This is a genomic window from Arthrobacter zhaoguopingii (genome assembly GCF_009828595.1).
Classification (GTDB): Bacteria; Actinomycetota; Actinomycetes; order Actinomycetales; family Micrococcaceae; genus Arthrobacter_D; species Arthrobacter_D zhaoguopingii.
Genome location: NZ_WPNY01000016.1, coordinates 33,939 through 54,526, shown reverse-complemented (window position 1 = coordinate 54,526; position 20,588 = coordinate 33,939). Strand labels below are relative to the sequence as shown.

At 66.1% G+C, this 20,588-nt stretch carries 20 protein-coding genes; 7 read left to right on the top strand and 13 right to left on the bottom strand.

Going from position 1 to position 20,588, the window contains the following annotated elements:
* Window positions 1-369: 369 nt before the first annotated feature.
* The 4 genes from GVV86_RS16760 to GVV86_RS16745 form a co-directional block, all read right to left on the bottom strand.
* Window positions 370-807 carry an HIT family protein gene (locus tag GVV86_RS16760; RefSeq protein WP_159803449.1) on the bottom strand — a complete coding sequence of 146 codons (438 nt, stop codon included), beginning with the start codon at window positions 805-807 and terminating at the stop codon, window positions 370-372.
* 117 nt (window positions 808-924) lie between these two features.
* Complete coding sequence (gene gap, locus GVV86_RS16755) at window positions 925-1,935, bottom strand: type I glyceraldehyde-3-phosphate dehydrogenase (protein WP_159803448.1); 1,011 nt, start codon at window positions 1,933-1,935, stop codon at window positions 925-927.
* Window positions 1,936-2,204: 269 nt separating this feature from the next.
* Window positions 2,205-2,750, bottom strand: coding sequence for a carboxymuconolactone decarboxylase family protein (locus GVV86_RS16750; RefSeq protein ID WP_159619985.1), 546 nt, complete (start codon window positions 2,748-2,750; stop codon window positions 2,205-2,207).
* 293 nt (window positions 2,751-3,043) lie between these two features.
* Window positions 3,044-3,646 carry a TetR/AcrR family transcriptional regulator gene (locus GVV86_RS16745; RefSeq protein ID WP_159619986.1) on the bottom strand — a complete coding sequence of 201 codons (603 nt, stop codon included), beginning with the start codon at window positions 3,644-3,646 and terminating at the stop codon, window positions 3,044-3,046.
* A gap of 189 nt (window positions 3,647-3,835) precedes the next feature.
* Here GVV86_RS16745 and GVV86_RS16740 point away from each other — a divergent pair, with 189 nt between their 5' ends.
* Complete coding sequence (locus tag GVV86_RS16740) at window positions 3,836-5,179, top strand: APC family permease (RefSeq protein ID WP_159619987.1); 1,344 nt, start codon at window positions 3,836-3,838, stop codon at window positions 5,177-5,179.
* An 86-nt stretch (window positions 5,180-5,265) separates the two neighbouring features.
* On the opposite strand, the gene GVV86_RS16735 is transcribed toward GVV86_RS16740, so the two are convergent.
* Both GVV86_RS16735 and GVV86_RS16730 read right to left on the bottom strand, forming a co-directional pair.
* Window positions 5,266-5,649, bottom strand: coding sequence for a VOC family protein (locus tag GVV86_RS16735; RefSeq protein ID WP_159619988.1), 384 nt, complete (start codon window positions 5,647-5,649; stop codon window positions 5,266-5,268).
* A gap of 69 nt (window positions 5,650-5,718) precedes the next feature.
* Window positions 5,719-6,936, bottom strand: coding sequence for an MFS transporter (locus tag GVV86_RS16730; protein WP_159619989.1), 1,218 nt, complete (start codon window positions 6,934-6,936; stop codon window positions 5,719-5,721).
* 344 nt (window positions 6,937-7,280) lie between these two features.
* Between GVV86_RS16730 and GVV86_RS16725 the strand changes: the two genes are divergently transcribed.
* A complete protein-coding gene (locus tag GVV86_RS16725) occupies window positions 7,281-8,540 on the top strand; it encodes a 6-phospho-beta-glucosidase (RefSeq protein ID WP_159619990.1) in 1,260 nt (419 codons plus the stop codon).
* Window positions 8,528-9,562 (top strand): N-acetylglucosamine kinase, encoded by a 1,035-nt coding sequence (locus GVV86_RS16720; RefSeq protein ID WP_159803447.1) that lies wholly within the window; start codon window positions 8,528-8,530, stop codon window positions 9,560-9,562. The genes GVV86_RS16725 and GVV86_RS16720 overlap by 13 nt, the downstream gene beginning before the upstream one ends.
* A 257-nt stretch (window positions 9,563-9,819) precedes the next feature.
* On the opposite strand, the gene GVV86_RS16715 is transcribed toward GVV86_RS16720, so the two are convergent.
* The 3 genes from GVV86_RS16715 to GVV86_RS16705 form a co-directional block, all read right to left on the bottom strand.
* Entirely contained in the window at window positions 9,820-10,251 is a 432-nt protein-coding gene (locus GVV86_RS16715) for an OsmC family protein (protein ID WP_159619994.1), read from the bottom strand.
* Window positions 10,252-10,383: 132 nt separating this feature from the next.
* Window positions 10,384-11,169: an MBL fold metallo-hydrolase gene (locus tag GVV86_RS16710; protein ID WP_246670026.1), complete on the bottom strand. Its 786-nt coding sequence runs from the start codon at window positions 11,167-11,169 to the stop codon at window positions 10,384-10,386.
* A gap of 45 nt (window positions 11,170-11,214) precedes the next feature.
* A complete protein-coding gene (locus GVV86_RS16705) occupies window positions 11,215-11,817 on the bottom strand; it encodes a TetR/AcrR family transcriptional regulator (RefSeq protein ID WP_159619996.1) in 603 nt (200 codons plus the stop codon).
* Between the two features lie 314 nt (window positions 11,818-12,131).
* On the opposite strand from GVV86_RS16705, the gene GVV86_RS16700 reads away from it, so the two are divergent.
* The 4 genes from GVV86_RS16700 to GVV86_RS16685 all read left to right on the top strand — a co-directional run bounded on the left by GVV86_RS16700 (window position 12,132) and on the right by GVV86_RS16685 (window position 16,055).
* Window positions 12,132-12,578 (top strand): VOC family protein, encoded by a 447-nt coding sequence (locus GVV86_RS16700; RefSeq protein ID WP_159803446.1) that lies wholly within the window; start codon window positions 12,132-12,134, stop codon window positions 12,576-12,578.
* 59 nt (window positions 12,579-12,637) lie between these two features.
* Window positions 12,638-13,723: an alpha/beta fold hydrolase gene (locus GVV86_RS16695; RefSeq protein WP_159803445.1), complete on the top strand. Its 1,086-nt coding sequence runs from the start codon at window positions 12,638-12,640 to the stop codon at window positions 13,721-13,723.
* A 257-nt stretch (window positions 13,724-13,980) separates the two neighbouring features.
* Window positions 13,981-15,132 (top strand): AI-2E family transporter, encoded by a 1,152-nt coding sequence (locus GVV86_RS16690; protein ID WP_159803444.1) that lies wholly within the window; start codon window positions 13,981-13,983, stop codon window positions 15,130-15,132.
* A 128-nt stretch (window positions 15,133-15,260) separates the two neighbouring features.
* Entirely contained in the window at window positions 15,261-16,055 is a 795-nt protein-coding gene (locus GVV86_RS16685) for an SGNH/GDSL hydrolase family protein (RefSeq protein ID WP_159620004.1), read from the top strand.
* A gap of 147 nt (window positions 16,056-16,202) precedes the next feature.
* Here the strand turns inward: GVV86_RS16685 and GVV86_RS16675 are convergent, their stop codons facing one another.
* The 4 genes from GVV86_RS16675 to GVV86_RS16660 form a co-directional block, all read right to left on the bottom strand.
* Complete coding sequence (locus GVV86_RS16675; protein WP_159620006.1) at window positions 16,203-17,441, bottom strand: ABC transporter permease; 1,239 nt, start codon at window positions 17,439-17,441, stop codon at window positions 16,203-16,205.
* The gene (locus tag GVV86_RS16670; RefSeq protein ID WP_159620008.1) at window positions 17,438-18,319 is read right to left on the bottom strand and encodes an ABC transporter ATP-binding protein; all 882 of its coding nucleotides are present in this window, start codon (window positions 18,317-18,319) and stop codon (window positions 17,438-17,440) included. The genes GVV86_RS16675 and GVV86_RS16670 overlap by 4 nt, the downstream gene beginning before the upstream one ends.
* An 88-nt stretch (window positions 18,320-18,407) precedes the next feature.
* A complete protein-coding gene (locus GVV86_RS16665; protein WP_159620010.1) occupies window positions 18,408-19,106 on the bottom strand; it encodes a response regulator transcription factor in 699 nt (232 codons plus the stop codon).
* A 56-nt stretch (window positions 19,107-19,162) separates the two neighbouring features.
* Window positions 19,163-20,509: a sensor histidine kinase gene (locus GVV86_RS16660; RefSeq protein WP_159803443.1), complete on the bottom strand. Its 1,347-nt coding sequence runs from the start codon at window positions 20,507-20,509 to the stop codon at window positions 19,163-19,165.
* Window positions 20,510-20,588: the final 79 nt, after the last annotated feature.

Sequence of the window (20,588 nt, the reverse complement as noted above, 5' to 3'; positions counted from 1 at the left end):
TCGTCGAACCGGTCCCATCAGCGGCGGAGAGATCCACGTCAAAACGCGAAACCACCTCCGAGGCCGAGGGCACCAAAAACACATCAGCATAGGTCAGGTCGGTGGACGGATCATTGATGAATCGCATGACTTCCAATCTGGGGGAGGGCCCGCTGTACCGCCGATGTATCTTCCGGCCAGGGCCCAAGTTTTATACTTTGCGGTCAAAATAACGACGGGATGAAAATTCTATTCCCGGGTTGCTGCGGTACCGGCACGCGAGCATCGGTGACCAGGCCTTGGACGAGGCCGACCGGATGTTCCACTGGGACCGGTCCGGCCCGCGCCCAGCCGACCACCCCAACCTCACCGATCTCGGGTGGGGGGGGGTCAGTCGTCACTGCGGGCAGGTGCTCCCGCCAGGATCAACGACTGTATGGCGCGGAGTTCCTCGTTCGACGGCACGCGCTGCGGCTTCTGCTCGAGGTGGTACCCGTCCCCGGCGCTGCGGGGGAAAACATGCAGGTGCGTGTGGAAGACAGTCTGGCCCGCAGCCTGCCCATTGGACATCAACAGGTTGAACCCCTCGAAGCGCGGCAGGGTGTGCGAGAGGTTGTGGGCAACATCGTGGGCAAGATCGGCGACCGCCGCCCGGTCCTCGGCCGGCATATCGAGGAAGTTTTCCGAATGGTGCTTCGGTATTACCAGCGTATGGCCGTCGCTGATGGGATGCCTGTCCAGGAAGGCAAGCGCCCTTGGATTCTCACCGACCACCAGGGCGTCGAGCCGGCCCTCGCCAATGGCGCAGAAAACGCATTCCTCGCTCATAGCTCCCGAGGGTAGACCTCTCGGTGCCGCCCGGCCAGAACCTGGAGCATGCCTGTTTCTGCCGAAGGCCATGGGGACGCCGGCCGCTGGGCCGTGCGCCCCCATGGCTCTTCCCGATCAGGCCAGGGAATCGGCTACCAGATTGGTCAGGTCCACCATCCGGTTGGAAAAGCCCCACTCGTTGTCGTACCAGGCAACAACCTTCACCTGGTTGCCGATGACTTTGGTGAGCCCGGCGTCGAAGATCGACGAGGAGGGATCTCCCACGATGTCCGAGGAGACAATCGGATCCTCGGTGTACGTCAGATAGCCCTTTACCGGACCCGACTCGGCAGCAGCCTTATAGGCCGCGTTGACCTCCTCGGCCGTGACTTCGCGGCTGATCGTCGCGGTGAGGTCGGTGGCGGAGCCAACTGGTACGGGGACGCGCATCGCGTAGCCATCGATCTTGCCCTTGAGTTCGGGCATGACGACGCCGATGGCCTTCGCCGCGCCGGTGGAGGTCGGGACGATGTTGATGGCCGCGGCGCGTGCCCGGCGAAGATCCCGGTGCGGTCCGTCCTGCAGGTTCTGGTCCGCGGTGTAGGCATGGATCGTCGTCATCAGCGCCTTTTCAATGCCGAACGCCTCATGCAGGACCCGGGCCAGGGTGCCGACCGAGTTCGTGGTGCAGGAAGCATTGGAGATGATGTGGTGCCTGGCCGGATCGTAGTCGCCTTCGTTGACTCCCAGCAGCAGGGTCACGTCCTCATCGGTGGCAGGAGCGGAGATGATGACCTTCTTCGCGCCGGCGCTCAGGTGCTTGCCGGCGTCCGCGCCCTTGGTGAAGAAGCCGGTCGATTCGATGACGATATCGACGCCCAGCTCGGCCCAGGGCAGCGCCGCCGGATCCTTTTCCGCAAAGGTGCGCACGGTGTGCCCGCCGACGATGAGATTACCCCCGCTCACCTCCACCGGGACGGGAAGTTTACCGACGACGGAGTCGTAGCGCAGCAGGTGGGCCAGTGTCCCGGCGTCGGTGAGGTCATTGACGGCGACGATCTCGAAGGGGGCGCCCTGCTCCAGGGCGGCCCTGAAATAGCTGCGTCCGATGCGTCCAAATCCATTGATTGCTACACGGGTGGTCATTGTGGTTCTCCTCAGGAGATTGGGGATATTGATCGGCGCCCCACCCATCGGCGAAGCGTCAGTAAAGGTCCGCTAGCGTGCGGCCGCTGTCCACCGGAACCCGTGGAGGGGGTCGGTGCCTTGTCCCCTCAGGAAAGGATCGCATGTCCCCCGTCCCCGGCGAAGGGACCGCGGACCGCTCGAGCCCGGGGCGGCACGCTTCCCTGCGCCGGTGGAACCGGAAATGCCGATGGCCCCGCCCCGAGGGGAGGAGCCGCCGGCGCCGGTATCTAGGAGACGGTGGCGGAGGTGACGACCGGGAAGTCGATGTCGACGTCGGCGGTCTTGTTGAAGAAGTTGGTGAAGACGTTCAGCGCGATGTTGGCCACGATCTCGCCCATTTCCTCATCCGAAACTCCGGCGGTCCGGACGTCGGCGATGTCCTGCTCGGATACGGATCCGCGGCTCTCGAGAACCGCGGCGGCGAACTTGAGGATGGCGTCGGACTTGGCATCCGCAGCGGTGCCGCGGCGTGCGTCCTGGACGTCCTGCTCCGTGAGTCCCACGCGGGGTGCGGTGAAGGTGTGGGCCGAGAGGCAGTAGTCGCACCCGTTGGCCTGGGCGAGGTTGAGGGCCAGGCGCTCCTGGGTCTTTCGGCCGAGGACGCCGCCGGCCAGGGCGCCGGACAGTGCCAGATACCCCTTCAGGGTTGCCGGGCTGTTCGCCATGGCCTTGGTCATGTTGGGTACGGCACCCATCCCCTTCTTCACCTGGGTCAGGAGCTCCTGTGCGGCACCTGAGGCCTGGTCCAGTTCAATGAGCGGCATGCGGGTCATGGTTCCTCCAGATTTGTAACGCTAGAACTTGTTTCTTGGCGTGAGAATAATCCTACTCTTAATTCTCACGGATCCAAATCGAACTAGACGTTAGAACTGGAATCCGGTCCGTCCGGCCGCTCAATCGGCTGCGGAGCGGCCGGCAGGAACCGACGGAGGCACTGTGGCATGGTGAAGGACCGCCCGGTCACCTGGGACCCGCGGTCGGGTCGGCGGCTTCGACGGGCGGGGGCGCCGGCGGGTGACGCCGTGGGGGGCGGACCGGGCCGGGTCAGTGATGCGGCGGGTGGGCCTTAGGCCGGCACCTCTCCTAGCACGGGAAGAACCTTGATCGAGGTCAACGCGACGGCCGTGAGTTCGGTCCGGCTGACGCCGGCGCCGCCCAGGACCTCCATGCCGCGGGTCAGGGCCACAAAGAAGGATGCCAGCGCTGTGGCATCGGCGGCCTCGTCGACCTCTCCGCCGTCCTGCGCGTCAATGATGCATTGGCGGTAGATCCCCTCGAGATCGCGGAAGCCCTGGAGGGCAGTTTGGGTGACGTCGGCGTCCCGGCCGGCCAGTTCCACTGTGGCTTTGGTGAAAAGCACGCCCTTGTCGCCGCCATCGCTGAGGGTGATTGCCAGTTTGATCAGATGGCCGCGGATCCGTTCCAGCGGCGTGGCAGTCGAGTCGCCCAGTTCCTCGTCCAGGGCCGCGACGGCGTCCGCGGTGTCGGAGCTCAGTGCCCGCAGGAAGAGCTCCCGCTTGCCGCCGAACGCGTTGTACAGGCTCTGCTTGCCCAGGCCTGTCGCTCCAACCAGATCCTCGAGGGTGGTGCCTCCGTAGCCGTGGTCGGAGAAGGCCTTGCCCGCGGAGTGGACGACATCGGTTTCGAGGAATTTACGCGGTCTGCCCATGGAGTGAGCCTATCGTTTGTTGACCAGCCGGCCCAGTACCACGGCTGTAACTCGCTGGGTGGCGGGACTCCGGGTCCGGGCCACGCTGCCGGGTCACCTGCGGGCAGGGGGACCGTTCCAGTGGTCTTAAAGCAGGGCCATCCCGTGCTGTCTCTTGCGTCCCCGCTGGGGAAGGATTCAAATGGTGCGATGAGTGAAAAAACCGGCACGGCGACACCGAGTGAGCACGTCGGACTGAAGCGGGCCGTCGGTGCCCCGTTGCTGTTCGCGTTCATCGTGGGGGATACCCTCGGGGCGGGCATCTACACCCTCGTGGGTTCCATGTCCGCCGACGTCGGGGGCGTGATCTGGCTGCCGCTGCTCATCGCGCTGGTCGTGGCGCTCCTCACAGCGGGGACCTATGCGGAGCTCATCACCAAGTATCCGCACGCCGGCGGAGCCGCACGGTACGCCGAGCGTGCCTTCAAAGTTCCCTATGTATCCTTTCTCGTCGGATTCCTGATGATGGCCTCGGGCATCACCACGGCTGCAGCCCTGGCGAACGCCTTCGCGGGCGACTATCTGGCGGCGCTCATCGACGTGCCGGCGCGCCCGGCGGCGGTGGTCTTCATCATCCTGCTGACGCTGATCAACCTCCGCGGCGTCCGTGAATCGCTCGGCGCGAACCTCATCGCGTCAATCATCGAGGTGACCGGCCTCGTGCTCGTCATCGTGGTTGCCGCCATCGTGCTCGGTAGAGGTGACGGGGAACCGGCCCGGCTGCTCGAATTCGCCCCGGATGTGTCGCCACTGGGCGGCGCCTTCGCGGCGTCCGTCATTGCGTTCTTCTCCTTCCTTGGCTTCGAGGCAGCCGCCAACATGGCCGAGGAGGTGCGCGACCCCTCCAAGGCCTACCCGCGGGCCCTCTTCGGAGCCATCGGCACCGCGGCGGTCGTCTACCTCCTGATCGCACTCGGTGCCGTGATCGTCCTGCCTCCGGCCGAACTGGCCGACTCCACCGGTCCGCTGCTCGACGTGGTGCGGGCCAGCGGCGTCGGGATCCCGCTCTGGCTGTTCAGCCTGATCGCCCTGGTCGCCATCGCCAACGGCACCCTGCTGTTCATGGTCATGGCCAGCCGGGTCGGCTACGGCCTCTCGGAAGCGAAGCTTCTTCCCGATGCGTTCTGCCGGGTGCTGCCGAACCGGCGCACGCCCTTTGTCTCGATCATCGTCGTCGCCGTCCTGACGATCATTTTGACCCTCGTCGGAAACGTCAACTCACTGGCGGAGACCACCGTGCTGCTGCTGCTCCTGGTGTTCCTGTCGGCCAATGTCAGCGTGCTTGTGCTCAAGAAGGACAAGGTGGAGCACGCCCACTTCTCGGTTCCCCGGATCGTGCCGATCCTCGCGATGATCGCCAGCATTGTGCTGCTGGCCCAGCAGTCCGGGATCATCTGGCTCGGTGCCATCGCCTACGTGGTGGTCGGATCGCTGCTCTACCTGCTCGCCCGCGCCGGCCGCAAACGGGAGGAGCGCGTCTCGGCCTCGGTGTAGCGCCGCCCGCCGGCATACCGGGTTCGCCGCAGTGCCGGGCAGCCGGATTCCGGTACCTCCCACCATGCCGCTCGACGGTTGTACCTTTACCTGTGCTGGGAGCTGCGTTTTTCGGCGCCCATGCTGATCAGGAAACCGTCGGGGTCTTTGATGCTGGCAACCCGCTCGCCCCACGGCATGTCGGCGGGCCCCCTCACCGCCTGGCCGCCGGCTCGAAGGGCCTGCTCGTAGGCAGAATCGGCGTCATCGACGTAGAACCAGAGTGCTATCCGGTCGGCGGCGGCGGTGGGCACCTCGTCGGCTGCGATCGCGACGGTGGCTCCTCCGACGCGGAGGGAGACGAAGACGTCGTTTCCATCGGGCCCGGGGTACCCGTATGTGCGCTCGGCGTCGAATGCTGACTCGTAGAAGCTCACGAGTCGCTCAAGGTCCTGGGTTGAAAGGATGGGGAATCCGCCGCGCACCGCCATGCGGAAAGTCTAGGACGCTCCGTTGGGCGGTGGCGATGCCGCCGCCGGCAGAAATTCAGCGGAGGCTCATCAATGTCCAGGTCGTTCGGTGCCGCTGATCACCCGGTCGCGGCCGGCAAGCACACCGGTTCCGGCGAGCACAGCCATGACGCCCGCGGTGGCCAGGAGCGGAAGCGTCCACTCTCCGCTCACATCACGGAGGCCGCCGAAGATCACCGGGCCCGCCGCTCCCAGACCGTAGCCGAAGGATTGCGCCATGCCGGACAACGAGGCTGCCTGCGGGTAGTTCACGGTGCGGAGGCTGAAGAGGGACAGGGCGATGACGATCAGGCCCCCGCATCCGATTGCGCCCAGAATGACCCACAGCAGGATGAGCCCCGGCGCCAGCGCGAGCCCGAGGAAGGTCACGACCATGAGCGCGCTGGTGGAGAAGGCTACGAGCCGCTGATCCGGTCCCCGGTGCAGGATCCGTCCGGTGGCGAGGCTGGCGAACACGCTGACCAGCAGGAAAACGGAAAGGTGGATACCCGCCGTGGTGGCGGGGACGCCCCGGCTTTGTTCGATGGTGGGAAGCCAGGCCATCAGGACGTAGAAGGCGATCGATTGCAGTCCCATGAAGACCGTCACCTGCCAGCCCAGGGCCGAAGCCCAGGGCGAGCGGAAACGGGCCTGCGGCGCGGTGGCGTGCGCGGCGGCTGCCCCGTGCCGGCGCAGCCACGGCAGGAGCACCGCCAGGGCGATGAGGGCCAGCCCCACCCAGATTCCGAGGGCGAGCCGCCACCCCGCCGGGGACGTCTGCGCCACCGGAACGACGACGGCCGCCCCGACCGCGGCGAAGGCGGCCTGGGTGGCGGTGTAGCTTCCGGTGACCTGGCTGACCCTCCGTGGGAAGTCCCGCTTCACGAGGGATGGCACGAGGACATTGAGGAACGCGATGGCCAGGCCGATCAGGGCGGTGCCTCCCCAGATGAAGCCGGGCACGGGCAGGGAGCGGAGCACGATGCCCGCGGCGAGGAGCAGCAGGGATACCCACAGCGCCCGGTCCAGGCCCAGACGGGCGGCGAAGCCGGGCGCCACGGGTGAGAAGACGGCGAAAGCGATCAGGGGAAGGCCCGTAAGGAATCCCGCTGCGGCACTCGAGAGCTCAAGGTCTGCGCTGATGTTCCCGAGAACCGGTCCCACGCTGACGAAGGACACCCGAAGGTTGACTGCGATGAGCAGGACGCCGATGAAGGCGAAGCCGAACCTGGCGGTGCGGTCTGGTGTGTTCCGGGCAGCAGCGGGCATCGGGTGATCTTCCATCCTTCGGGAGACGACGAGCGCTCGTGCGCCATGCGGTCCCGTCTTTGCCGGGGCAGGATCGGTTCGGGCCCGGACTTTCAAACTGCCGACAACTTACCGCATCTCGAGGTGTGAAACGCCCAATCCTGCACTCGCCGAAGAGCGGTTGTTCTCCTCCTGGACGCGTTGAGGAGTGGGGGCGCCCCGAGGCAGTGTCTGGCCGCGCCCGCCTGGAGCGTCGGCTAGACTCCTGAACCGGGCTGCCTCCGCAGGATGTTCAATCCGAAGTTGTGCGATGGTGCGATCATCCCGGCCCATTGGCGAGCGGGTTCAGTGAGGAGCGGTTGAGGATGAGAATGACGGTCGTCGGCGGAGGCTCGACCTACACGCCCGAACTGATCGACGGCATATCCCGGCTTCGGGACTCGCTGTTGATCGACGAAGTGGTGCTGACCGATCCCGCCGCCGAACGGCTGGAACTGGTTGCCGGTTTGGCCCGGCGGATTCTCGCCCGAGGTGGCCACCCCGCGAAGCTAATCGCGACCACCGATCTCGATGCCGCCGTGACGGATTCCGACGTGGTCCTGATCCAGCTGCGCGTCGGAGGGCAGGCGGCCCGGATCGGCGACGAGACCTGGCCCCTTGACTGCGGCTGCCTCGGACAGGAAACCACGGGAGCCGGAGGCCTCGCGAAGGCGCTGCGCACGGTTCCCGTGGTGCTCGATGTCGCGGACAGGGTGCGCCGGCTTGCCGCACCGGGTGCATGGATCGTCGATTTCACCAACCCTGTGGGCATCGTGACGCGCGCCCTGCTCGACGCGGGCCACCGCGCCGTTGGCCTCTGCAACGTGGCCATCGGCCTGCAGAGATATTTCGCGCGGCTGCTCGAGGTTTCCCCCGAGCGCGTCGAGCTGGACCACGTCGGCCTGAACCACCTGACCTGGGAGCGGGCGGTGCGCCTCGACGGCGTGGACCAGCTGCCTCTGCTCCTCGATCGCCATGCGGCCGACATCGCAGGGCACCTGCACCTTCCCGAAGGTGTCCTGACGCGGTTGGGTTCCATCCCGTCCTATTACCTCCGCTACTTTTACCAGCATGATGTTGTGGTTGGGGAGCAACGCCGGGAGTCCTCCCGCGGGCAGCGGGTGGCGGACATTGAAGGGCAGCTCCTGAGGATGTATGCGGATGAGTCCCTCGATGAGAAGCCCGCGCTGCTGTCCGAGCGCGGTGGAGCGTTCTACTCCGAGGCGGCCATCAACCTGGTCGCCTCACTGATGAGCGACCGCGGCGACGTCCAGGTGGTCAATGTCCGCAATGAGGGAACGTTCCCGTTCCTCCCGGCCGAGGCCGTCATCGAGGTGCCCGGAAGGATCACGTCCGGGGCCGTTGTCCCGGCGAAGGTGGAACCGGTGGATGCGCTGTATGCGGGATTGATTTCCCATGTGTCGGCCTACGAGGAACTGGCGCTGGACGCCGCGCTGCAGGGCGGCCGGGACCGCGTCTTCCGCGCCCTGCTCGCCCACCCCCTCGTGGGGCAGATCGACCTTGCCGACCAGCTGACCGACCGGTTGCTCAGCGCGAACCGGCAGCACCTGCCATGGGCAGGATGAACGCGGCGGTGCTGGCCATCGACGGTGGCAACAGCAAGACAGATGTCGCGCTGATCGCTTCCTCCGGGGAGGTTCTCGCGCACGTACGGGGGCCCGGGTCCTCACCCCACTTCCTGGGCATCGACGGCTGCGCCGATCTCCTCGACGGACTCGTCGCAGAAGCCGCCGCCCGGGCCGGTTTCGAGGGTGCTGTGGGTGTGGCAGACTCTGCCGGCGCCTATCTCGCCGGAGCTGACCTGCCAGGCGAAACGGCAGAGCTGACGCACGCACTGGCCGCCAGGGGCTGGGCACGCGAGACCGTCGTGGACAACGACACGTTCGCCCTCCTGCGTGCCGGAACCGATGACCGTGATGCGGTGGCCGTGGTCTGCGGGGCGGGAATCAACTGCGTCGGTGTGTCGCGGGACGGCAGGCAGGCGCGCTTCCCCTCACTCGGACGGATTTCCGGTGACTGGGGCGGCGGGATGCAGCTGGGCGACGAAGCTCTGTGGTGGGCGGCGCGGGCGGCCGACGGCAGGGGCGAGCCCACCTCGCTGGTTCACCTCATCACGGAACGGTTTCGTGCCGACTCGCTCGAGGACGTCATCGAGGCCCTCCACTATGGCCGGCTGGACCCAGCCGAGCTGAGGACGCTCGCTCCGGTGGTGTTGCAGGCAGCCTCTGGAGGGGACGCCGTCGCAGTCCGGATTGTCGAGCGGCAGGCGGAGGAAGTGGTTGTCCTCGTCCTTGCCGCGCTGCGGCGGCTGGAGCTGCTGAAAAAGCCCACCACCGTGGTTCTCGGTGGAGGCGTGCTCACCAGCGGGAACGATCTCCTTCACTCTGAGATCCGTCGTGGTCTTCGGGGCGCCGCACCGCTGGCCGCTGCGCATACCACCGGATCGGCGCCGATTGTGGGCGCCGCCCTGCTGGGCCTGGACCGCCTCGGGGCCAACCGGGAGTGCGAGAGCCGCCTGCGGGCATCCTTTGCGCGGATTCTCTCGGGGACAGACCTTCGTGGGCCTGTCGGATCGGCAGCCAACTGACGCCTGCTGCGCGGTGTCCGCCCCGAGCAGCGTCGGTGACGGGTCGGTTGAGGGTCAGCTCTTGTTCAATTACTGGGCGAGCTTCTTCAGGATGCCGCTGGGGCAGCGGACGCAGGTGAGATTGTTGACGTCCCCGTAGGGGGCCACGCCGCGCCGCGGGTGACACGGGACTCCGCCGGGCCCCTTGGCACTGACGGCAGGAGGACCCCGGAACGGTGGTGTCCGGGGTCCTCCTGAACGGCTCGGCGCGGGGTGGGTCAGCCGTGCAGGGTGGCTGTCAGCGAGATGTCCTTGACGGCGGCAAGGGCCTGCGAGACCGGGCAGCCCTCCTTGGCGGCCTCGGCGAGGCGCTGGAAATCCTCTTCCGAGATCCCGGGCACGGTGGCGTCGAGCGTGAGCCGGATGGCGGTGATCCCGGTGCCGGGCTGGAAGTCGACCTCCGCCTTGGTTTCCACGCGCTCCGGGGTTTTGCCTTCCTCGCTCAGGGCGTGGCTGAAGGCCATCGAGAAGCAGGCGGAGTGAGCTGCGGCGATGAGCTCCTCAGGGCTGGTCTTGCCCTCGGACTGCTCAGCGCGTGCCTTCCAGGTGACGTCGTAGGTGCCGATGCCGGAGGAATCGAGGGTGACCTGTCCCGAGCCTGAGGCGAGGTCGCCACTCCAGACGGTGTGGGCTGTGCGAACGGTAGCCATGGTTCTCCTTGCTGTTGGACGGACGCGTCGATTCGTGTCCGCGGCTGCATTCCCTATCCTAGGGAGCGCATCTCGGATGTGTGCTTGACTTTCTCCAGGCCAATGTCGACGCCGCCCGGATCCGGGACGTCGTTACAGCACGGTGCGGAGGTACTCCAGCTGGGCGGCCACCGAGCTCTCGGCCGCCCGCCGCACCGAGGGATCCGCATCGGCGTAGACGACGTCGGTGACCTCCCGTACTCCGGCATCCGGCCCAAGCCCGGTGATGGCGGAGCGGATCTGCGCGAGGCGGTCCAGGCGGTGCGCGCGGTAGGCGCGCACGACGGCGTCGAGTGCCGGCAGGACCGGGCCGTGGGCTGGCAGCACAGTGGCCGGTCCGAGCGGTTCGAGCCGGTTCAGTGAGGAAAGGTAGTCGCCGAGGCGGCCATCGGGATGGTCAATCATCGTTGTTCCGCGGCCCAGAATGGTGTCACCGGTGAGGACCGAGCCCGCCGGGCCGTCGGAGGGCAGGTGTAAGCACACCGAATCCGACGTGTGCCCCGGCGTTGCCATCACTCGCATTTCTGTTCCGGCGACCGAGAGGACTTCGCCGTCCTGCAGCGGCTGTGCCTCGATGCAATGATTCGGGTCGGCGGCGCGCACGGGTGCGCCCGTCAGTTCGTGCAGGCGCGCGGCCCCGGCCGTGTGGTCAGCGTGGCGGTGCGTGATCAGGATGAGTTGGACACGGCCGGCAGCGAGCGCGCGGAGGTGCTGTTCGTCCAGCGGGCCGGGATCCACCACTGCCGCTCCCGCGCTGTCTTCCGGACCTATCAGATACGAATTGGTGCCCTCGAGGCTCATCGGCCCGGGGTTCGGAGCAAGCCGGGATCTGGTCAGGGCGGTGCGGCGGGCCAGCGGCGAGGAACTTTCGGCTTCCACCGTCCCATCCTCGCATCATCGGCCGCAGGCCGTGCGGTGACGGCGCTACCGATGCAGGACGATGGCCAAGTGTCGTCGGATATCCTGCATAACCCCTTCGACGCCGAGGGGGGCGTTGGTGCCGACCGCCATGCTGAAAAAGAGGACCGAGGAGATGATCCGGGCGACGGTTGCGGCGTCGTCCGCTCCGAACCGCTCGTCCCTTTGGACCGCTGCAGTGAGGATCTTTTCGCTTTCCGCGATGATGGCCAGGGCGTCGCCGTGGTTCGGCTCGCTGGGGTCCCCGAAGATCATCTCGCGCAGGTACGTTCGGCCGTTTCCGGCATGGGCGCGGTTGCACTCCACGATGGGCCGCACGATGGCGAGAGCCGCCTCCAATACATTCGGGGCGGCCTCGGCATCCGCCCGGCCCCGCTCAAGCGCTGCCCCATAGATGGCGTTTTCCACCAGCAGTAGGAGTTCGCCCTTGTTCCTGGCATAGAGGAAGAGGGTTCCCGTGCCGATATCGGCCTTATCGGCAATCTGCTGGGTCGTGACGTCGTCCACCCCATGCCTGGCGAACAGTTCGCTGGCAGCGGCGATGATCCGATCCAACTTCTCCTGCTTGTTCCGTTCGCGCCGGCCAGGCGGCCGAGAGGCGACAGACATAACGGACCCTCCGGAGATAGTTTCTGAGTGCGCTCGGTTTCGAGATTAGTTGCATACGTGCGGAGTGCAAGCACCGGGATCATTCTCCCATCTCCGGCAGGTCGCAGCCTGATCGGCGGGCACTCCCATCCGGTGAATGCCCGGCCCCCCGAGCCGCAGCTAATCCCGGAATAATTTATGAGTGCGCTCGGTTATGAGTGTAGTCGCAATCGCGACGACGGTCTGGATCACCGGAATTCGGGATTGAACAGCCTGCGGGCCACGTTCCACCAGCCCATGTGCACCACCCATCACAACCAGTCAGGAACAGAATCATGGATTACAAGCTCGAACTCATCATCCTGCCCGTCGCGGACGTGGACCGCGCCAAGGCGTTCTACGACAAGCTCGACTGGCGCCTCGATGTGGACATCCAAGGGGAGGGCGGCTTCCGCGCCGTGCACTACACCCCGACCGGATCCCACGCCTCCCTCATCATCAGCAACGGCCTCACCGACGCCGCCCCCGGCTCGACCCGCGGCACCTACCTGATCGTCGACGACGTCGAGGCCGCCCGCGCCGACATCGCCTCCCGCGGCATCGAAATCACCGAGGTCTTCCACGAAGCACAGGGCGGCATTCCCAGCGTCCGGACCGAGGGACGCACCCCTGGCCTGGCCCCGGAGCGCGCCAGCTACTTCTCCTTCGCCATCTTCAGCGATCCCGAGGGCAACGAATTCATCCTCCAGGAAATCACCACCCGCTTCCCCGGCCGCGTCTAACCGCCAAGCCTGACCACGAAAACCTCCTACCTTCAGCGAGTCTCATGAAAGGGGACCCCATGTACAACCCTGCTTCGAATCCAGATCAGGAAAATCTCCACGCGGCGTCATCGCGTCCTGCCAGGCGGACCCACCGCCGGTGGATAGGCGCCGCGGCCGCGATCGCCGCGGCGCTCGTGGTCGGCACCGTCTCCGTCGGAGCCTCCGAGCCCAAGGCGGAAGTGAAAAGCTGGGTGACCAGTGGGCAGCAGAAGCTGCCTGCCGGCTTCAGCGACACCTTCGAGAGCAAATTCGTCGAGGCCAACGGCATCCGCCAGCACGCGGTGGTCGGCGGGGAAGGCCCGGCGGTTCTGCTGGTGCACGGCTGGCCGGAGGACTCCTCCGCATGGCGTTCGGTGATGGGCCCGCTGGCCGAAGACCACACCGTGATCGCAGTCGACCAGCGCGGCATCGGCCTGACCGAAAAAGCCACTGACGGCTACGACACCGCCACCCTTGCCGATGACCTGGCCGCCCTGATGACCGAACTCGGCCATGAGAAGTTCTCCGTGGTCGGACACGACACCGGGTACATCATTGGCTATGCCCTGGCCGCCGACCACCGCGACCGGGTCGAGCGTTTCGCCGGCGCCGAGATCCCGGGCCCTCCCGGGATCACCCCCCAGGGCCCGCCGCTGTTCCTCGACGAGGCCACCAACAACCGCCTGTGGCACATCCCCTTCAACCGGGTCGACGATGAGCTGATCATCGACCTGGTGCGCAGCAACGCGGACGCGTTCTACCGCTACGAGTTCAAGATCCAGGGCGGCGGGGAGACGCTGTCGGAACGGGCGATCAAGTACTACGTCAAGCAGTACAACCGCGACAAGGACAGCCTGCGCGCCAGCTTCGGGCTCTACCGTGAATGGGACGCCACCCTTGCCCAGAACGCCGAGCGCGCCAAGACCCCGCTGACCATCCCCGTCCTCGGGATCGGTGGAGAAAACAGCTGGGGACCCGCCGCAGCCGAAGGCATCAAGCCAGCCGCCCCGCAGGTGCAGACCGCGGTCATCCCCGGCGCCGGCCACTGGGTCGCGGAACAGGCCCCCGAGGAACTGGTCAAGGTCCTGAACTCCTTCCTGGCACCCACTAACAACACCAAGTAACACCCAACCAGCAGTCCCACGAAGCCCATCACCATCCCGGTGATGGGCTTCGTTCATGCTGGCCCGCGGTCGCGTCCCCCCGGGCTCCCCGGTACCGGCCGGGCATCACCCCGGTGGAAGTGACCAGTCAGGGGGTGGAAATAGTCCTAAGGGAGTACATCGTGTACTCAATTTGGCGGACGAAATTGCCTAGAACCTCTCTATAAAGTGACTGCGGTGACGCACAATGCGTCCACCACTTCACTTGAAGGAAAGAAATGGCCGAGCAGCAGGACCTGATCATGGCAGCCGCCGGAGAAGGAAGATGCGGTCCTGATGAGATCCGGAGGACACCACGGCGTATCCGCCGCGGAGCGCTGCTTTCGGCCCTGAGAGCGGCGACTCCGATCCTGGGACGGATCCTGATTATTGCGGCTGCGGTTATCGGCGTGTGCTACTTGCTTTTCAAAGTGTGGGTGGTCGTACTCCCGCTGATCCTGGCCCTGCTGCTGTCGTCGATACTTTGGCCTGTCACAAAGTTCCTGCGTCGCGCCCTGCCCACGGCGGCAGCCGCAGCCATCACGATCGTCGGTCTGGTGGGTGCGGCGGTCGGGGCGGGGTGGGCGACTGCCGCCTTGTCCGTGAACGGGGTGCGGGAACTATCGATGCGCACGAAGGACAACGTTCGGAGTCTGAACGAGTTCGCGGCGTCGTTGTCGTTCACGGAGGCGGACATCAACGGGCTCCTCGAATCGGCGCTCATCTGGCCGCAGGAGAACCTGGGCCACATCCTGGCACAGCTGTTCACAGGCCTCGAGACGGTCGGTTCCATCACGGTGACGGTGCTGCTGACGCTGATTCTGACGTTCTTCTGCCTCAAGGACGGAGACAGGTTCTCCGACTGGCTTCTGCGGTGGACGACGGGCACGGCGTTCGTCCATGCCGCAGGGGTGTCATCGAGGAGCTGGCAGACCTTGTCCGCATACGTGTCCTCCCAGGCGGCAGTAGCTCTCGTGGACGCCGTGGTCATCGGGGTCGGGCTGTGGGCCCTCGGGGTCCCGCTTGCTCTGCCGTTGGCGGTGCTGATATTTTTCGGCGGATTCCTTCCGGTGATCGGCGCCGTCGCGACCGGGCTCCTCGCGACGCTCGTGGCGCTCCTGTCCGAGGGGTGGGTTACAGCCCTGATTGTGCTGGGCATCGTCCTGCTCGTGCAGCAGATCGAAAGTAATGTCCTGCAGCCGCTGCTGGTCGGTAGGTCCCTCAGGCTCCACCCAGCTGTAGTCCTCACTGGAGTGGCGGCCGGCGCGTCGCTGTTCGGCATCGTTGGCGCGTTTCTTGCCACACCCGTCATCGCCGTGGTGATGGTCGCCTTGCAGTACTCCAGGGAGCAGATGCTCGAACCCGCCGCGATGTCCCCGACCAGGGCATAGTCTGGGAGGGCGTGCTGCGCCTGTCCGAAGAGTATCCACTCCACGCCTCGAGCCAGATCGGGCCGGCTCGTCGCCGGGATCCGATGCAAGGCCGCATGACGTCCGAACCTTCCGACCAAGGAACCACTATGAGTTATCGGTACATCGCGATCGGGGATAGTTTGTCCGAAGGGGTTGGGGACCTTCCCTGGCCGGACGGAACCCCGCGCGGATGGACGGACCGCCTCGCGGGTCTGCTTACCGTTCAGCACGGACCCGTCGAGTACGCGAACCTTGCCGTGCGCGGATACAAGACCGACCAGGTGCGCGAACATCAGCTGAACCAGGCACTGAGCCTTGCTCCCGATCTCGTCACTATCACGGCGGGTATGAATGACATCTTGCGTCCGCGAGTCGACTTCGACGCCCTCCAGGCCAGCCTTGCTGGATTGGTCACCCCGTTCAGGGAATCAGGCACCGACGTGATGTTCGTTCCGATCCCTGATCTGTTGGGCGTATCGCCGGCAGGAAGCCTTATCGGCGTCCGCCGACGACGCCTGAACGCCATCTACCGGCAGCTGTCCGACCGGTGGGGTGTCGTCTCGCTCGCCAGCACCGAGGGGACAGTCTTCGAAGACCCCCGGGCCTGGGCTCTCGACCGCCTCCATCTTTCCCAGCTGGGACACGAACGTCTCGCTCTGGGGGCGGCTGATGCGTTGGGTCTGCCAGGCGCTTATGCCTGGAATGCGGCACTGGAGGGAACACGGCCTCCGCGAACGTTCCGTACAGAAGCACAGTGGTGGTGGTTTTACGTGCTGCCTTGGCTCAACCGCCGTATCCGAGGGCGATCATCCGGAGACGGACGGGTAGCTAAGCTGCCCAAGCTCAGCATCGTCGAATCAGCAGAGACACGATGGGCCGGCACAACGGAGGGTCCGGCCTAACAGCCGAGTACGCCGGGCTGACCGGCAGGGGCGTTGTGTTCACGCAACCGCCCACCGACATCGGTGCCGCTGTCGTGGCCGTCTTCGACGATACCTGCGGCAACCTCATTCAGCTCATCGAAACGAAGTAGGACGAGGGACACGCCCCTACTGCTCCAGCTTCATGGCCTTCCGCAGGGACAGGGAGCCGGGCTGCATCACCGCTCGGCGGTAGATCTTCTCGCCGAGGTGGATAAGCGCCGCCGCGGCCGCCAGCGCGATCACCAGTGACAGGATCGGCTCCCACACGGCCACCTCGGTCTTGAGCATGCGGATGGGCATGGCGACGGATGACACCACGGGCACATAGGAGGCAACGACCAGGAGCTGTCCGGTGGCGAACAGGCCGGCGCCCAGCGCCGCCAGGATCAGCGCCAGCACCGGCGCGGAGCTGTTGTTCAGGTCCTCCGGCCGGCTGGCCAGCGATCCAAGCACCGCCCACATCGCCGCGAGGATCAGGAATCCGAAGAGGAAGAACACGAGGAACCAGCCGGAGGCCGGGATGATGCCGCCCACGAGGTCGGACGTGCCTGTGAGGTTGAGGGCGAGAAGCGCGGCGCCGCCGTACATCGCCAGCTGAACCATGGCGAGAATGGTGTTACCCAGAACCTTCCCGTACAGCAGCTGCCGGATGGGAATGGCGGTGGCGAGGATTTCGACCACCCGATTCTGCTTTTCCTCAACGACCGAATTCGCGATCTGCAGGCCGAAGATGATTGCCGCCATGTAGAACAGGAAGCCGAAAGCGAACCCCGCTACGGAGGCGACGGCCTGGTTCTCGGTGCTGCCCTCAAGCAGCGATTGTTCGAGCTCCGACCCGGCGAGCAGTTCCTGGGGGGACATTCCGGTGGCAGCGGCGTTGGTGCGCAGGACGAAGCTCTCCAGTGCGGCTCCGAGCCCGCCGCTCAACCCTGGGGAGACCTCCTCCTTGCCGGTCAGCGTCCAAAGATTGTCTTCGTTCTGCAGGAGTGCGGCGTCGACGTCCCCGCTGCGTACCTGGTCCAGGGCGGCGTCGTCCGACCCGACAACCACCGCCTCGAACGCGGTGTTGCCGTCGTCGGCCCTGCCTTCCTCGTCGGCGAGCGCCACCACGGACCGGCCGGCGTCCGACGTGACGGCGACGGCGAAGTCTTCCCCGCGGTTGTCCATGTAGGCGTTGAACACCACGCCAGCGACGATCAGCACCAGGGTCACCACGGTGGAGATCGCGAAACCGCGGTCCTTCGTCTTCACCATCACCTCGCGCAGAGTGACGATCAGCCATGCTGGCTGGGTGCCGCCCGGGACGGAGGGCGCAGCACCTTCGGGCTGGTGCCCGCTGTGCTGGAGTTTCGTGATGGTGCTCATTGGGATACCCCCCGGTAGATTTCGCTGAGACTTGGCCGGATCCGGCTGAATTCGTGCACGTGTCCGCGTGCCATGGCGGCGGTGAGGAGCCGCTGCGCGTCGTCGTCGTTGTCCAGTTCCACCACGGCGTCCTGGCCTGCGACGTCGATGACGGTCACTCCTGCCTCTTCCCGCACCCACCCGGCGTCGGGCGACACCGTGAGCCGGTGCCGGCGTGGGGCGGCGGCACGGAGTTCATCACCGCTGCCGGAGGTCACCAGCCGGCCCTTCTGGAGGATCACGAGGTTGTCGCACAGGCGGTCCACGAGGTCGAGCTGGTGGCTGGAGAAGAGGACCGGCACCCCCTGGGCCGTGTGCTCGCGGAGAAGTTCGACCATGGAGTCAACGGCGACGGGATCGAGTCCGGAGAATGGCTCATCAAGGATCAACACGGACGGCCGGTGCAGGAGTGAGGCTGCGATCTGAACCCGCTGCTGGTTGCCCAGTGACAGCGACTCCAGCTTGTCCTTTCGGCGGTCACCGAGCTGGAATCGTTCGAGCAGTTCCTGGGCGCGGGATCGTGCATCCCCCTGGCTCATCCGGTGCAGCTGTCCGAGGTAGATGAGCTGATCGATGATGGGCTGCTTGGGGTAGAGGCCGCGTTCCTCGGGCATGTACCCAAACGTCGCCCGGTCGTCGGCGGTGACGGGGCGGCCGTCGAGCAGCACCTCCCCGGCATGCGCCGTGAGCACTCCCATGATCATCCGCATGGTCGTTGTCTTTCCTGCGCCGTTCGCGCCGACGAACCCGGTCATTTTCCCTGACGGGACTGAGAAGGTGACGTCGTCGACGGCGGTGTGCTCGCCGAAGCGTCGGGTCAGGTTCTGCACCTGCAGCATGGGTTCCTCCGATGGGGCCGTGGGATCGCGTCCTGCACTCAATCTATAGAGACCGGCCCCGTGAGGGATGAGCCGAAAGGTGGAACTTTCATTCCCCCGGACGGATGAGCCCGCTCTCGTAGGCGAAGACCACTGCCTGCACGCGGTCGCGCACCTGGATCTTTGCCAGCAGGGAGGAGACATGGGATTTCACTGTCGCTTCCGCAAGGGACAGCTTCGTGGCCAGCTCCGCGTTGCTCAGGCCCGCCGCCATGCACGTCAGGACTTCTTTCTCGCGCTGGGTCAGGGGAGCGAGCAGGGCCTGTTTCTGCTGCTGTTCCGGGCTGGGCTGCCGATGCGCCGGTGGAGCGTTTCCGCCGCCGAGCTGGCTGGCGAACTGTCGAATCACCCGCACCGTGACCTCGGGTGCGAGCAGTGCGTACCCGCCTGCGACGGCCCTCACCGCTGCGACGAGATCCTCGGGATCGGCGTTTTTCAGGAGGAAGCCGCTCGCGCCGCCCCGGATGGCATCGAAAAGGTAATCGTCGCGTTCGAAGGTGGTGAGGATGATGACCTTTCCCCGCCCCTCCGCCGTGATCAGCTCGGTCGCCCGGATGCCGTCCATCACCGGCATCTGCACATCCATGAGGACGACGTCGACGTTCCGGGAAGCCGCGAAGTCCACCGCCTCCTGCCCGTTGGTTACCTGGCCCACCACCTCAATATCGTCCTCAACGGAAAGCATTGTGGCGAAACCTGCGCGGACCAGTCGCTGATCGTCTGCAAGCAGTACTCGAATGGGGTCCATTGCGGCCTTTCCCGGTGGGTTGGAGGTCAGCGCCAGGGTGGCTGCGCTCTGCTAATTCAGTGAAGCAGGAAACGGGCGCGGACCCGCCACCCGCCGTCGGACCTGGGTCCTATTTCCGCGGTGCCGCGGTGCAGTGCCACGCGTTCGCGGACTCCCTGCAGCCCGTACCCGGAGCCGGGCTCCGCGTGCCGGAGCGGCCTGCCGTTGTCGACCGTCTCAAGTTCCACCCAGCGCTGCTCGCCCGATCTCCCGGTGCGCAGGGTGAGCACGGCGGCGGACGCGGTCGAGTGGCGCCGGATGTTGGTCAGGGATTCCTGGGCGGTTCGGTACACGGACAGGGCGAGCGGCGCCGATACCTCCTCAAGCGCGCCCGAAACATCCTCGATCCGGGCGAAATCAACCTCCAAGCCGAAGGCACGCTGGCTTTGGGCCAAAGCGTCAAGGTCTGCAAGGCCCGGCTCGGGATGGCGTCCTTCATTTTCTTTGGGGTCTTCGTCGAAGGTTCCCGAGCGGAGTACTCCCAACAGGCCCCGCATATCCGTCACCGCCTGGCGGCTGACCTGCTCGATCGTGCGGAGGGCTTCGGCGGCGGCCTCGGGCTTCCGGTTCAGAACGCGGCGGGCAGCTCCGGCCTGGACTCCGATGACCGACACGTGGTGCGCGACGACGTCGTGCAGTTCCCGCGCAATCCGCAGGCGTTCCTCGATGACCGCCCGCCGGGCCAGTTCCGCGGACTGGCGGGTGATCCTCCCGGCCTGTTCCGCCAGCTGCGCCCGCTGCAGGGCGTTCCGCCGGGAGGACAGACCGACAAGGATGGCACCCCCGAAGTATGCGATATTCACGATCGAGTTGTAGAGCGCTATTGACGTGAGTGGATCAAGGATCCCCTTCGACGTCTCGTCACCTTCCTCGATGCTCTCGATCAGCCCGTCGAACGTCGATGACACGGTCAACGCCAGAATCAGCCACAGTGCCATTGCGACCACCACCACGGTGGTCCCAAGCCACAGCACCCGGCGGTCCTTCGCCCAGGCCACCGCCGAGTAGAGCGACGCGAAATATGCCATCTGGAAGGAGAGCTGAAGCGAAAGAGCGGGAATCCACAGCCCCAGGGCGATAAAGAGGGCTGACATTGCGAGCATCACGGCGACCGGGAACCGGCGCCGCAGCACCAGCGGAAGGATCATCAGGGCAAGAACCGCGTGCTGCAGCCAGATCGGGCTGCGTTCATCGGCCATCGCTCCCGCGCCGCGGCTCAGTTCAAGGGCGACTGCGCTCACGAGGAAGAAGATGAGGACGCCGATGACGTCTGCGCGCTGCTGGTCGGGGGTGGGACCCGGCCGCTCCCACTGCCCCTCCACGGAGCCCGTTGCAGGCAGGAAACGGTTCACAATGTTCGGCATGTCGACAGCAGCACCCTCCGGATCGTCCCTGCGTAGTGTAGCGAGAGCCGCCCTTCCGGCGGATCCACCATGAGGTCTA

What these genes read in the sequence shown, in the direction of transcription:
- GVV86_RS16760 (WP_159803449.1), bottom strand. Translation starts at nt 807, where the DNA reads ATGAGCGAGGAATGCGTTTTCTGCGCCATTGGCGAGGGCCGGCTCGAC.
- gap (WP_159803448.1), bottom strand. Translation starts at nt 1,935, where the DNA reads ATGACCACCCGTGTAGCAATCAATGGATTTGGACGCATCGGACGCAGC.
- GVV86_RS16750 (WP_159619985.1), bottom strand. Translation starts at nt 2,750, where the DNA reads ATGACCCGCATGCCGCTCATTGAACTGGACCAGGCCTCAGGTGCCGCA.
- GVV86_RS16745 (WP_159619986.1), bottom strand. Translation starts at nt 3,646, where the DNA reads ATGGGCAGACCGCGTAAATTCCTCGAAACCGATGTCGTCCACTCCGCG.
- GVV86_RS16740 (WP_159619987.1), top strand. Translation starts at nt 3,836, where the DNA reads ATGAGTGAAAAAACCGGCACGGCGACACCGAGTGAGCACGTCGGACTG.
- GVV86_RS16735 (WP_159619988.1), bottom strand. Translation starts at nt 5,649, where the DNA reads ATGGCGGTGCGCGGCGGATTCCCCATCCTTTCAACCCAGGACCTTGAG.
- GVV86_RS16730 (WP_159619989.1), bottom strand. Translation starts at nt 6,936, where the DNA reads ATGCCCGCTGCTGCCCGGAACACACCAGACCGCACCGCCAGGTTCGGC.
- GVV86_RS16725 (WP_159619990.1), top strand. Translation starts at nt 7,281, where the DNA reads ATGAGAATGACGGTCGTCGGCGGAGGCTCGACCTACACGCCCGAACTG.
- GVV86_RS16720 (WP_159803447.1), top strand. Translation starts at nt 8,528, where the DNA reads ATGGGCAGGATGAACGCGGCGGTGCTGGCCATCGACGGTGGCAACAGC.
- GVV86_RS16715 (WP_159619994.1), bottom strand. Translation starts at nt 10,251, where the DNA reads ATGGCTACCGTTCGCACAGCCCACACCGTCTGGAGTGGCGACCTCGCC.
- GVV86_RS16705 (WP_159619996.1), bottom strand. Translation starts at nt 11,817, where the DNA reads ATGTCTGTCGCCTCTCGGCCGCCTGGCCGGCGCGAACGGAACAAGCAG.
- GVV86_RS16700 (WP_159803446.1), top strand. Translation starts at nt 12,132, where the DNA reads ATGGATTACAAGCTCGAACTCATCATCCTGCCCGTCGCGGACGTGGAC.
- GVV86_RS16695 (WP_159803445.1), top strand. Translation starts at nt 12,638, where the DNA reads ATGTACAACCCTGCTTCGAATCCAGATCAGGAAAATCTCCACGCGGCG.
- GVV86_RS16690 (WP_159803444.1), top strand. Translation starts at nt 13,981, where the DNA reads ATGGCCGAGCAGCAGGACCTGATCATGGCAGCCGCCGGAGAAGGAAGA.
- GVV86_RS16685 (WP_159620004.1), top strand. Translation starts at nt 15,261, where the DNA reads ATGAGTTATCGGTACATCGCGATCGGGGATAGTTTGTCCGAAGGGGTT.
- GVV86_RS16675 (WP_159620006.1), bottom strand. Translation starts at nt 17,441, where the DNA reads ATGAGCACCATCACGAAACTCCAGCACAGCGGGCACCAGCCCGAAGGT.
- GVV86_RS16670 (WP_159620008.1), bottom strand. Translation starts at nt 18,319, where the DNA reads ATGCTGCAGGTGCAGAACCTGACCCGACGCTTCGGCGAGCACACCGCC.
- GVV86_RS16665 (WP_159620010.1), bottom strand. Translation starts at nt 19,106, where the DNA reads ATGGACCCCATTCGAGTACTGCTTGCAGACGATCAGCGACTGGTCCGC.
- GVV86_RS16660 (WP_159803443.1), bottom strand. Translation starts at nt 20,509, where the DNA reads ATGCCGAACATTGTGAACCGTTTCCTGCCTGCAACGGGCTCCGTGGAG.